Annotated in this window: 2 protein-coding genes; one reads left to right on the top strand and one right to left on the bottom strand. The window is 66.0% G+C overall.

What is annotated here, in order from left to right; translation table 11 throughout:
• The first annotated feature begins 372 nt into the window (after positions 1-372).
• Positions 373-597, top strand: a complete 225-nt coding sequence (locus AB0L06_RS43500) for a hypothetical protein (protein ID WP_500237640.1) — start codon at positions 373-375, stop codon at positions 595-597.
• Between the two features lie 578 nt (positions 598-1,175).
• On the opposite strand, the gene AB0L06_RS43495 is transcribed toward AB0L06_RS43500, so the two are convergent.
• A complete protein-coding gene (locus AB0L06_RS43495) occupies positions 1,176-1,361 on the bottom strand; it encodes a hypothetical protein (protein ID WP_500237639.1) in 186 nt (61 codons plus the stop codon).
• Between the last annotated feature and the right edge of the window lie 332 nt (positions 1,362-1,693).

Raw genomic sequence — 1,693 nt, 5'->3', positions numbered from 1 at the left:
GCTCCGCTGCTGCCCACACCGAGCCGGCCACCTCGCCAAGGCCATCCACGTCCTACAAACCCGCGAAGCCCAAACTCACTGAAAAAGGCTCAGTGTTGATCGCAGACGTCGCGGATGTTGAGACGACGGCGCCCGGTCGTTCATGATTGCGCGTCATGGGTGACGGCATATGCACCTGGACATCAGTGCACGCCCCGGGCCCGCTGTCTCCGGAGGCCCAACGGCAGCTCGCCGACCTGCAGAACCACTGACTCAACGGCAACGGCGAGCCCTATCAAGTGGATGCCGACCGCATGCTCAGGGACATCCCCCACTTCAAACGCGACGTCGACGTCCGAGGCAACCCCAAGCAGAGAACAGCCAACTGATCCGATGAAACGCCTGAACAAAGCCGGCTGCGGTTGCGACATCGCATTCCTGGCCGCCGTCGCGCTCACTGCAGGGCTGCTCATCTGGCTCTGCGTCTCACTGAAGAGCGACCTCATCGAAGGCTGGCAGGAAGGCCCGCGCCCACCAGTACCGACCACCAGCATCGATTGGACACCGTTCCCAACCACCACCTCGAAGGGAACTCCACCCGCCACAGCCACCCCCTGATTTCAAGCCAAGGAATCTTCCTTCACCGTCCTAAGCCGCGACCAGTGAGCAGATCCGCCACCGCGCCTAGGGGGGAGTTCCGTCCCAGATCTGTAGTGTCAGGCGCCCCGCCAGGCAACAGTGCTCTCACTGGTGAGGCAGCGGGCCATCAGGTCGATCATCGCGATGTGAATCACGGCTTCGGCGCAGTTCGCGGGCACGAGGCGCTCGGTGATGCAGCAGGCCAGCGCCTCCTCCGGCGTGACGTCGCCGGGGGCGCGTTCGGCGGGACCGTGTTCACGACTTCGTTGGGATGGTGTCGAGCCACCGCCAATTGAACACTTCGGGGAGCGCCGCGTAAGCGGGCACGGAAGCGGCCTCTCCTTCTTCCTCCGGGGACGTTCGCCTGCCGGGGTCGGCGCGTGCTGGAGCGGAGGCTTGGCCGGTGGGCCTGCCGTCCTGCTCACGTCTGGGCCCCTGCAGGAGCAAGTATTCTCTGCCGTCCAGACCGCCCTGCATTGCACAGCCGGGGACCATTGATAGAGGTCCCTGACCAGTGGTGGCCGTGACGTAGGTGGAGCCTGCCCAGGGCTAGGGAATCAAGCCCACCGTTCCCTCTCACTCACTGCCGACAGCCGCTGATCGAGCAGCAGATGGCCGAGCGCCTCGCCGTCGTCGAGAATGACGAGGAGGAGCTCCAGGCGCGTCTCAACCAGGTACGGGCCGAACGCTCCCCGCGACTGGGCCGAGGCCAAGCGCCGCGGCTGGACGCCCAAGAAGCTCAAGCGCCTCTGACTCCGCCGTCCCGCCCGCACAACGGCCCCCGGGCGCTCGCCCCGTCCCGCCGCCAAGGAGCCACGGCCCGAGCCGTTGCCGTCATCGCCCTCGTCATCGGCGCCGCCGGCCGATGACCGGCCAGCCCAGTTCGCGCCTCGCCCCTCGCCCCTCGGGCACCGAGAATCACAGCTGATCCAGCCCGTAAGTCTGGACTCTGAAAACAAAAAAGGGCCCCGCCACTTTCGTGGCGGGGCCCTGAAAAGTGGTGAGGCCCGCCACTTTCGTGGCGGGCCTCACTCAATATAAGTCCGGCGGCGTCCTACTCTCCCACACAGTCTCC

The sequence above is a fragment of the Spirillospora sp. NPDC052269 genome, from assembly GCF_040679435.1.
Classification (GTDB): Bacteria; Actinomycetota; Actinomycetes; order Streptosporangiales; family Streptosporangiaceae; genus Spirillospora.
Note: the sequence above shows the minus strand (reverse complement) of the source record. Positions and strands in the feature narration are given on the sequence as shown.